Annotated in this window: 11 protein-coding genes; 8 read left to right on the top strand and 3 right to left on the bottom strand. The window is 73.9% G+C overall.

All coding sequences use genetic code 11. From position 1 onward, the window contains the following. Positions 1–89: 89 nt before the first annotated feature. Positions 90–1,052: an alpha/beta hydrolase gene (locus ABJI51_RS13840; RefSeq protein WP_348950790.1), complete on the bottom strand. Its 963-nt coding sequence runs from the start codon at positions 1,050–1,052 to the stop codon at positions 90–92. 104 nt (positions 1,053–1,156) lie between these two features. On the opposite strand from ABJI51_RS13840, the gene ABJI51_RS13835 reads away from it, so the two are divergent. Then, a complete protein-coding gene (locus ABJI51_RS13835) occupies positions 1,157–2,407 on the top strand; it encodes a helix-turn-helix domain-containing protein (protein WP_348950788.1) in 1,251 nt (416 codons plus the stop codon). Here ABJI51_RS13835 and ABJI51_RS13830 read toward each other — a convergent pair. Then, positions 2,400–3,365 (bottom strand): TIGR01777 family oxidoreductase, encoded by a 966-nt coding sequence (locus ABJI51_RS13830; protein WP_348950786.1) that lies wholly within the window; start codon positions 3,363–3,365, stop codon positions 2,400–2,402. The genes ABJI51_RS13835 and ABJI51_RS13830 overlap by 8 nt on opposite strands. A 31-nt stretch (positions 3,366–3,396) precedes the next feature. Further along, positions 3,397–4,287, bottom strand: a complete 891-nt coding sequence (locus ABJI51_RS13825; RefSeq protein WP_348950784.1) for a LysR family transcriptional regulator — start codon at positions 4,285–4,287, stop codon at positions 3,397–3,399. A 107-nt stretch (positions 4,288–4,394) separates the two neighbouring features. On the opposite strand from ABJI51_RS13825, the gene ABJI51_RS13820 reads away from it, so the two are divergent. The 7 genes from ABJI51_RS13820 (at position 4,395) to ABJI51_RS13790 (ending at position 8,373) form a co-directional block, all read left to right on the top strand. Then, complete coding sequence (locus ABJI51_RS13820) at positions 4,395–5,591, top strand: MFS transporter (RefSeq protein WP_348950782.1); 1,197 nt, start codon at positions 4,395–4,397, stop codon at positions 5,589–5,591. A gap of 355 nt (positions 5,592–5,946) precedes the next feature. Beyond that, positions 5,947–6,396 (top strand): hypothetical protein, encoded by a 450-nt coding sequence (locus ABJI51_RS13815; RefSeq protein WP_348950780.1) that lies wholly within the window; start codon positions 5,947–5,949, stop codon positions 6,394–6,396. A 25-nt stretch (positions 6,397–6,421) separates the two neighbouring features. Further along, entirely contained in the window at positions 6,422–6,871 is a 450-nt protein-coding gene (locus ABJI51_RS13810) for a hypothetical protein (RefSeq protein WP_348950779.1), read from the top strand. After that, complete coding sequence (locus tag ABJI51_RS13805) at positions 6,868–7,347, top strand: hypothetical protein (protein ID WP_348950778.1); 480 nt, start codon at positions 6,868–6,870, stop codon at positions 7,345–7,347. Before ABJI51_RS13810 ends, ABJI51_RS13805 begins: the two co-directional genes overlap by 4 nt. Then, complete coding sequence (locus ABJI51_RS13800; protein ID WP_348950776.1) at positions 7,344–7,562, top strand: hypothetical protein; 219 nt, start codon at positions 7,344–7,346, stop codon at positions 7,560–7,562. Before ABJI51_RS13805 ends, ABJI51_RS13800 begins: the two co-directional genes overlap by 4 nt. Beyond that, on the top strand, positions 7,559–7,990 hold the full coding sequence (locus tag ABJI51_RS13795) for a hypothetical protein (RefSeq protein ID WP_348950774.1): 432 nt from the start codon (positions 7,559–7,561) through the stop codon (positions 7,988–7,990). The genes ABJI51_RS13800 and ABJI51_RS13795 overlap by 4 nt, the downstream gene beginning before the upstream one ends. A 44-nt stretch (positions 7,991–8,034) precedes the next feature. Further along, positions 8,035–8,373 (top strand): competence type IV pilus major pilin ComGC, encoded by a 339-nt coding sequence (locus ABJI51_RS13790; RefSeq protein ID WP_348950772.1) that lies wholly within the window; start codon positions 8,035–8,037, stop codon positions 8,371–8,373. The last annotated feature ends 59 nt before the right edge of the window (positions 8,374–8,432 follow it).

Here is an 8,432-nt window from a genome sequence, read left to right as displayed (position 1 = left end):
GGGGGGCGCCCCCCCCTGGGGGGTCGCTCGCGGCCCCCCCCCACCACCCCCCCCCCCCCCCCCCCGACCGCGGACCGGCGGAGGTGCGGTCAAGCCGTCGTGGTCACTCGCAGGCCGCGGCGCAGGGCGTCGACCTCGTCGGCGAACATGCGGCGGGAGATCTGCGCCGTCTCCACCATGCCGGAGCCGTGGAAGGTTCCCGGGTAGTGGCGCAGCTCGGTCTGCACTCCCGCGTGCGCGAGGCGGCGGGCGTACTCGATTCCCTCGTCCCGCAACGGATCGAACTGGCAGGTCGTCACGAACGCCGGCGGCAGCCCGGACAGATCCGTGGCCCGGGCCGGGGCGGCGTAGGGCGAGACGCCGTCGCCGCCGGGTTCGCCGCCGAGGTAGCTGGTCCAGCTGAACACCGCGTTCGGCCGGTTCCAGACCGGCGTGTCGGTGTACTCGCGCATCGACGGGGTGTCGAGACGGTCGTCCAGTTCCGGGATGCCCAGGTACTGGAAGCACAGGGCCGGGCCGCCGCGGTCGCGGGCGAGCAGCGCCACCGCCGCCGAGAGGCCGCCGCCGGCGCTCTCGCCCGCCACGCCGAGGCGGGCCGGGTCGATGCCGAGTTCGGCGGCCTTGGCGGCCACCCAGGTCAGGGCCGCGTAGCAGTCCTCGACCGGCGCCGGGAACGGGTGCTCGGGCGCCAGCCGGTAGTCCACCGACACGATGACGATGCCCAGCTCGTCGACCAGGCGCAGCAGCGCCGAGTCGAACATTTCCAGGTCGCCCATGACGAACCCGCCGCCGTGGATGTACAGCAGCCCCGGCACCTCGCCGGTGCGGTTGGCCGGCGAGTAGATGCGGACCGGGACGTCGGGGGCGTCGGACGGGCCGGGCACGGCGGTGTCGCGGACGTCGACGGGCTGTGCCGGTTCGTAGGCCGGCACGACGTCCCTCAGCTGCGCCAGCGAGGCGCGGGCGGTCAGCAGGGACTCGTGGTCGGTCAGGGACACGACGGGCAGCATGTCCAGCCAGGGCAGCAGCTCGGGATCGATCGCGTAGGTCATGTCCCGATCATCGACCGGCGGCGGCCGCCGGGACCACCGCCACGCGGCGGGCATCCCGGGCCCGGACCTCGCCATCCGGCGGCGGGCGCGCCTAAGGTGGCGACATGAAAGGCCTGCTGCTGCGGCTGTCCGGGCTCGACGCCGACGCCGAGAACGCCGTTCGCCTGATCGGCTTCTTCGACCGCCTGATCACCGGCCGCGCGGGCCTGGACACGCTGGTGCGCAGCACGGCCGAGCTGGCGGGCTGCCCGGTCGGCGTGCACGCGCCGGGCCAGGGGACGTCGCTGCGCGCGGACCCGGAGATCGGCGCACCGGGCCCGCCCCCACCAGGCGCGGCGACCCGCACGCTGGAGGGCGGCGTGGTGGTGTGGGTGGATCGGGCGGGCACACCGGCACCGCTCGACGACATGCTGCTGGAACGGTTCGCCATCGCGACGGCGATCCTGCTGGAGCACTCCGGGGTGCCGAGACCGGAACTGGGCGACCCGGCACTGGTGGAGCTGCTGCTGTCGGCGGACGCGGGCGCGGCCGAGCGATCCCGGGCGCTGCACCTGCTGGGCTACGGCCCCCAGGCCCGCCTGCGCGTGGTGGCGGCGATCGGCGCGGACGGGCTCGGCGGTCGGGCGGCACAGCTGGGCGAGGTACGCGCGGTGCTGATCGACGGGGAGGTGCCGGAGTCGCTGCGGGACGGCGGGCCGGTGGGGACGGGCCGGAGCGATGGACAGCGGCTGGACGTGGGGACCGGCCGGAGCAATGGGCAGCGGCTGGACGGCGGCAGGGTGGACGGGGTCTCTTCGGCGGCTGTCCGCGCAAGCACCGGCCTGGCGCCCGCCACCGACCGCACGGTCTCCGGCCCCGGTCCGGCCCGCGCGACCAACGCCCGCGAGCTACCCGGTCAGCTGTCTGCTGCCCTCCCCGACGGGGCACGGGCCGGGGTCGGGCCCGAACTTCCCGGCCTCGATGCCGCCCGTTCCTGGGCCGCCGCGCGGACCGCCCTGCGGTTCACCGCCGCGGCCGAGCCTGTTGTCTGGTGGGAACGGCTCGGCAGCCTGGCCGCCTTCGACGGCAAGCTCGGCGACGCCGAACTCGGGGCCCTGCCCGATGTCCAGGCGCTCGACCGGCTCGCCGGCGAATCCCATGGCGAGGACATCCTCGCCGCGCTCAGTGCCCTGTGTGCCACCGGCTCCGCGCGCAAGGCCGCCGCCGTGCTGCACCGGCATCACAGCACCATGCCCGCCCGGCTTGCGCGGGCCGAAGCCGTGCTCGGCTTCGATGTCGACTCGCCCGGCGGGCGGTTCCGGCTGCACCTGGCCCTCATGCTGCGGCGGCTGCGGGACAACGCCGGGGTCAGCTGACCGTCCGCAAGGGACTGCGAACCCGGCGGACCAGATCCTCCGCCGCCGCGGGCCAGTCCGGGTACTCGAACGAGAAACCCGCCTGCAGCAGCCTTCCCGGGACCACGCGGCGGCTCTTCAGCAGCAACTCCGTGTCCGACCGGAGCACGAACGCCCCGATCTCCGCCATCCACTTCGTCGCCGGCAGCCCGATCGGGACACCCGCCGCGGCACGCAGGGCGCGCAGGAAATCGCGGTAGGGCAACGGTTCCGGGGCCGCCAGGTTCACCGGTCCCGTCAGGTCGCCGTCCACCAGGAAGCCGATCGCGCGGACCAGGTCGTCCTCGTGGATCCACGACATGTACTGCGCGCCGCCCGCGACCGGGCCGCCCAGGCCCAGCCGGGTCAGGCGCAGCAGCATCTCGAACGCGCCGCCCGGTTCCGGGCTCATCACCATCGCCGTCCGCAGCGCGACCTTGCGGGTGTGCGGCGTCGCGGCCAGCTCCTGCTCGCGCTCCCACGCCCGCGCGATGTCGACGCTGTAGGACCAGTACGCGGGCACGTCCGGCTCGGTGCCGCCGAGGATGCCGGTCGCTTCGTCGTTCGCCGCGTCGTGGCGGTGCGCGTAGATCGTCGCCGTGCTCATCTGCAGCCAGACCCGCGGCGGCCGCGCGGCCCGCTCGATCGCGCCGCCGACGACCCGCGCCGAGTCCACCCGGGAGTTCCACATCTCCCGCAGGTTCCGCCGCGTGTACCGGCAGTTCACCGACCGCCCCGCCAGGTTGAGCACGACGTCGCTGCCGTCGATCTCCCCCGTCCACGCCCCGGCGCTGCGCCCGTCCCAGCGGACGTGGCGCACCCCCGCCTCCGGCTCGCTCCCCCGCCGCGTCAGCACGACGACCTCGTGCCCGTCCGCGGCCAGCGCCCGGCTCAGCACCCGTCCGAGGTGGCCGGTCCCACCCGGTATCACGACCTTCATGCCGCCACCGTAGCGCAGGTTTTGAACGCGTTCAAATATCCCGGGAGCCCTCGATCAGATCGAGCAGCGTCCGCAGGGCGCGACTCGGCGGCTTCGCGCCCGCGGTGATGACGCTGAGCGGCCACTCCAGGCCCGCGCCTGCCAGCGGGAGCACGACGACGTCCGGGTCGTCCGGCAGTTCCGGCAGCGCCGGGACCACCGCGACGCCGAGGCCCGCCCGGACGTACCCGGGCACCGTGCGCAGGTCGGCGACCTCGACGGTGACCCGCCGGGGCGCACCCAGTGCGTCGAACGCGCGGTCCAGCGCGACCCGGTTGCCGAACCCGCGCGGGGTGTCGATGAACGCCTCACCGGCCAGGTCGGCCAGCCGCACCGCGCGCCGCCCCGCCAGCCGGTGGGTGCGCGGCAGCAGCGCGGCGAACGGCCGGGTGTCCACCCGCAGCACGTCCAGCCCGGCCAGGTCGGTCTCGGGCAGGCCGACCAGCGCGGCGTCGAGGCGTCCCTGGCGGACGTCCTCGGCCAGCCCGGTCGACCCGGTGATCGACACCGTCACGTGGATGTCGACGCGGGGGTGCCGCCGGTGGAACGCGCCGAGCACGCCGGGCAGGTCGACCCCGCCGACCGAGGTCAGCGTGCCGATGCGCAGGCTGCCGCGCAGGCCCTCCGAGGCCTCCTGGACCGTGGCGCGTGCCCGCTCCAGCGCCTCGATCGCGGCCTTCGCCTCGGGCAGGAACGCCGCGCCTGCCGCCGACAGCGCGACCCGGCGGGTGGACCGGTCGAACAGCCGGGTGCCCAGCTCGGTCTCCAGCGCGCGCACGGCCGCGGACACGGTGGACTGCACGGCGAACATCCGCTGCGCGGCCCGGGTGAAGCTCAGTTCCTCGGCCACGGCGACGAAGTACTCGAGCTGACGCGTCTCCATACTCATCGATGGTAGCGATAACTGCGACCAGGACTTTTCGTTGGACTTGGTGAGTCCGCGGGGACATCGTGGAGCTCGGAAGATCCCGCAAGAACCGGAAGGTCCCGATGTCCGTCACCCTGTCCCCGGCCCGGCTCCGCCTCCACCACGGCCCGGGCTTCCGCGTCGTCGCGGTGGCGTTCGCGACGGCACTCGCGTTCTCCACCGTCCCGACCCCGCTGTACGCGCTCTACCAGCAGCGGGACGGCTTCCCGGCGTTCGTCGTGACGGTCGTCTTCGCCGCCTACGCCGTCGGCGTGATGCTGAGCCTCTACCTGGCCGGGCACCTGTCCGACTGGCTCGGCCGCCGCCGCGTCCTGCTCGCCGGGCTGCTCGCCGAGGCCGTCGCCGCGGCGCTGTTCCTGCTCTGGCCGCAGGTTCCGGGCCTGATCGTCGCGCGGCTGGTCAGCGGCGCCGGGATCGGCGTCGTCACCGCGACCGCCACCGCGCACCTGTCCGAGCTGCGCGCCCGCACGGACTCCGGCGGCGACGCGGGACTCGTCGCCACCGTGGTGAACGCCGGCGGCCTGGCCCTCGGCCCGCTCGTCGGCGGGCTCTTCGCGCGGTTCGCCGTCCACCCGCTCAGCACGCCGTACGCCGTGTTCCTCGTCGTGCTGCTGCTGGAGGCGATCGCGGTGAGCCTGGTGCCGGAAACCGTGGAGCGCCGGGAGGAACGGCCGGCGTACCGGCCGCAGCGGCTGTCCCTGCCGCCGTCCGCCCGGCCGCAGTTCACCGGTGCCGCCACGGGTGCGTTCGCCGCGTTCGCCCTCAGCGGGCTGTTCATGGCGCTCGCGCCGACGCTGCTGGCCCACGCACTGCACGAGCCGTCGCGCCTGCTCGCCGGGCTCGCGCCGTTCACGATGCTCGGCAGTGCCGCGCTCGCCCAGGTCGTCTTCGCCCGTGTCGGCACGCGTCCGCAGCTGCGGTCCGGCTACACGCTGATGGGTACAGGGCTGATCCTGCTGGCCACGTCGGCGTTCGCGGCGTCGCTGCCGCTGTTCTTCGGCGCGAGCGTGCTCGCCGGGGCCGGGTTCGGGCTGGGCTTCCGGGCGTCGGTCGCCGCGGTGGCCGCCCTCGCCGACGACCTCACCCGCGGGGAGGTCCTCGCCGCGCTGTTCCTCGCCGCCTACGCGGGCCTGGTGCTGCCGGTGCTGCTGATCGGGCTCGCCCTGGTCGTGGCACCGGGCCCGGTGGTACTGGCCGGTTTCGCCGCCGTGGAGCTGCTACTGCTCGGCTGGTCGGCGCGCCGGACCCTCCGTCACTGAAAGTGTTACTCACCGGCGGAAGAATTGTCACCAACCGTTATCATCGGAGCGGGCCCGGAACCTCGGTCACGGGCCCGCCGCCGTCGGCGCGACGATCTCGGCGAGATTACGCCACTCGGCCGATCGAGGGACAAATTTCCGCAGGTCACGGTCGTGCATCAGAGATTTTTCGCGGTGCAACGACGGCGCCGCGGCTCGATCCCGCGCGCGTAACACGCCACGCCGGGAAGAGCAAGGGACCTCCGGCCTTCGCAGTCGGGCCGGTCGCCCGGGGTGAACACCGGCCCGGAATTCGCACACTCTTCGTGACGGTCCACCCGGACCCTTCGACGGAGCGAATTCCAGGAGAGAACTCATGCGCAAGATCAGCAAGCGGTCCGCGGTCGTGCTCGGTGCCGCCGGTGCGGTGGTCGTCGCCGGTGTCGCCTACGCGGCCTGGACCAGCGGGGGTGCTGGTTCCGGCTCGGTCACCTCGAAGACCGCCGTCGATTCGGTGATCTCCTCGTCCGACCAGGGGACCGCGCTCTACCCGGGCGCCTCGACCACCTTCAAGGTGAAGATCACCAACCCGAACGACTACCCGGTCGTGGTGAACAGCATCAGCGCCGGTTCCTCGAACGAGGTCGGCGGCTGCGCCGCGGCGACCGTCACCAGCGCGGCGGTCGCGAACCCCGCGGGCACGATCGCACCCGGTGGCGAGGGCGTGTACAGCGTGACCGCGACGATGGCGAAGGACGCTTCGGACGCGTGCAAGAGCCAGGTCTTCACGCTGCCGCTGACCGCCACCCTGTCCTCGAACGCCTGATCCCGCCCCGCCCGGAAGGACCCCGATGTCCAGGTGGCGGACCGGTGTTCCGGTCGGCGTGCTCACGGCCGTCGTGCTCGGGTGGTTCGCCGCCGGGCCCGCGCCGGCCGGGCACACCGCGAACGGCGGCGGCGGCAAGCAGTTCGGCATCGCGGACGTGCCCGGCCGGGCCACCGCCCTCTACCCCGGCGCGACCGGGACGCGGTGGATCCGGCTGGCCAACGCCGAAAACTTCCCCATCCGCGTGCAGACCGTGACGGCCGTCGTCGGCAAGCCGCTCGACGGCGCGGGACGCGGCGTCCCGGCCTGCCCCTCCTCGTCCGTGCGCGTCGACGCGCTCGCCACGCCGGTCACCGTGCCCGGCAACGGCACCGCCGACGTCGCGCTCACCACGCACATGCTGCCCGGCGCGCCCGACGCGTGCCGGTCGGTCACCTTTCCCCTGGCCTACTCAGGAACGGCGGTCAAGCCATGAACAACCCGACCGTGCGCCGCGTGCTCGTGGTCACCACGGTGGTCGGCGCGACGCTGGGCGGCGGGATCGCCGTCGCGGCGTGGACCAGCACCGGCTCCGGCACGGCCGGGGCGAAGGCAGGCACGGCGGCCGCGCCGGCGACCGGGACGGTCGACGCCTCCGCGCTCACCACCGGCCTGCTCTACCCCGGCGGGACCGGGGACGCGAAACTCCTGGTGCACAACCCCAATCCCTATCCGGTGGCGGTCACCAGGGTGGCCGCCGGGACCGGTGCGCCGACCGGTTCCGGCGGTGCAGGCACCTGCACGGCGACGGGCGTGAGCTGGATCCTGCAGACGCCGCCGGCGAACACCGTGCCGGCGGGCGGCACCGCCACGCTCACCCTGCCGGGCGCGGTCGCCATGAGCACCTCCTCCGACGACGGCTGCCAGGGCGCGGTGTTCACCGTCCCCGTCACCGTGACGGTGAGCTCGTGAGCACCGGGCGCGTGGTCTTCGCGGCGGCGCTCGTGGCCGCGGCCTGGACCACGGCAGTCGGCGGGATCATCGTGGCAGGCGCGGCGAAGGCCGACGCGGCGTGGCTGAAGTCCGGGCCGGGCCGGGGTTTCGCGGCGGCCGGGATGCTACCCGCCACCGGCGTGGTCCAGGGCGCAGTGTTCACCGTCCCGGTCACCGTGACGGTGAGCTCGTGAGCACCGGGCGCGTGGTCTTCGCGGCGGTGCTCGTGGCCGCGGCCTGGACCACGGCGATCGGCGGGATCGTCGTGGCAGGCGCGGCGAAGGCCGACGCGGCGTGGCTGAAGTCCGGGCCGGGCCGGGGTTTCGCGGCGGCCGGGAAACTGCCCGCCACCGGTGTGCCGGTGCTCGACGCCGTCAAGTGCAACAACAGCGGCAGCGGGCCCACGGCCACGCTCCACTGGACCTTCCCGGCGTCCCCGCCTGCCGGGTTCGAGGTGCTCACCTCGCTCACGCAGAACAGCACCAACCCTGCGACGACGGCCACCACGGCCACCTCGGTCACCGTCGCCCTGCTCAGCACCAGCAAGACCACGTACGTGAGCGTGCGCGCGACCGCCGGTGCCTGGCGGGGACCCCGATCCCCGGAGGTGGCCGTCTGCTGAACCCCGATCACCCCCGCAATCCCGACAACCCGAAGGAAAAGACCATGCTGGAAAGACTGCGTGCCGCCCGCGCCAACGAGGACGGCTTCACCCTGATCGAACTGCTCATCGTCGTCGTCATCCTCGGCGTGCTGGCCGGCGTCGTCGTGTTCGCCGTGCAGAACTTCAACGGCGAAGGCAAGGCCGCCGCCTGCAACGCCGACTGGAAGAGCGTCGAAACCGCCAACGAGGCGCTGTACGCCAAGACCGGCGGCTACGCCGCCAGCCCCGCCGAGCTGAAGACCAAGGGCTACCTCAAGGACGAGCCGTCCACCACCAACGGCTACACGATCACGATCGACTCCACCGGCACCGTCAAGGCGGCCGGCGCCTGCACCCACTGAATCCGCGGGCCGCGGGGCGGGGTTCCCTGCCCCGCGGCCCACCATCCACATCGGACACC

The sequence above is a fragment of the Amycolatopsis melonis genome, assembly GCF_040064235.1.
Lineage (GTDB): Bacteria > Actinomycetota > Actinomycetes > Mycobacteriales > Pseudonocardiaceae > Amycolatopsis > Amycolatopsis melonis.
This window is presented reverse-complemented; position numbering and strand designations above follow the sequence as displayed.

Bases quoted from the DNA above. Each gene is read 5' to 3' on its own strand.
- ABJI51_RS13840 (WP_348950790.1), bottom strand. From the start codon at position 1,052: ATGACCTACGCGATCGATCCCGAGCTGCTGCCCTGGCTGGACATGCTG.
- ABJI51_RS13835 (WP_348950788.1), top strand. From the start codon at position 1,157: ATGAAAGGCCTGCTGCTGCGGCTGTCCGGGCTCGACGCCGACGCCGAG.
- ABJI51_RS13830 (WP_348950786.1), bottom strand. From the start codon at position 3,365: ATGAAGGTCGTGATACCGGGTGGGACCGGCCACCTCGGACGGGTGCTG.
- ABJI51_RS13825 (WP_348950784.1), bottom strand. From the start codon at position 4,287: ATGGAGACGCGTCAGCTCGAGTACTTCGTCGCCGTGGCCGAGGAACTG.
- ABJI51_RS13820 (WP_348950782.1), top strand. From the start codon at position 4,395: ATGTCCGTCACCCTGTCCCCGGCCCGGCTCCGCCTCCACCACGGCCCG.
- ABJI51_RS13815 (WP_348950780.1), top strand. From the start codon at position 5,947: ATGCGCAAGATCAGCAAGCGGTCCGCGGTCGTGCTCGGTGCCGCCGGT.
- ABJI51_RS13810 (WP_348950779.1), top strand. From the start codon at position 6,422: ATGTCCAGGTGGCGGACCGGTGTTCCGGTCGGCGTGCTCACGGCCGTC.
- ABJI51_RS13805 (WP_348950778.1), top strand. From the start codon at position 6,868: ATGAACAACCCGACCGTGCGCCGCGTGCTCGTGGTCACCACGGTGGTC.
- ABJI51_RS13790 (WP_348950772.1), top strand. From the start codon at position 8,035: ATGCTGGAAAGACTGCGTGCCGCCCGCGCCAACGAGGACGGCTTCACC.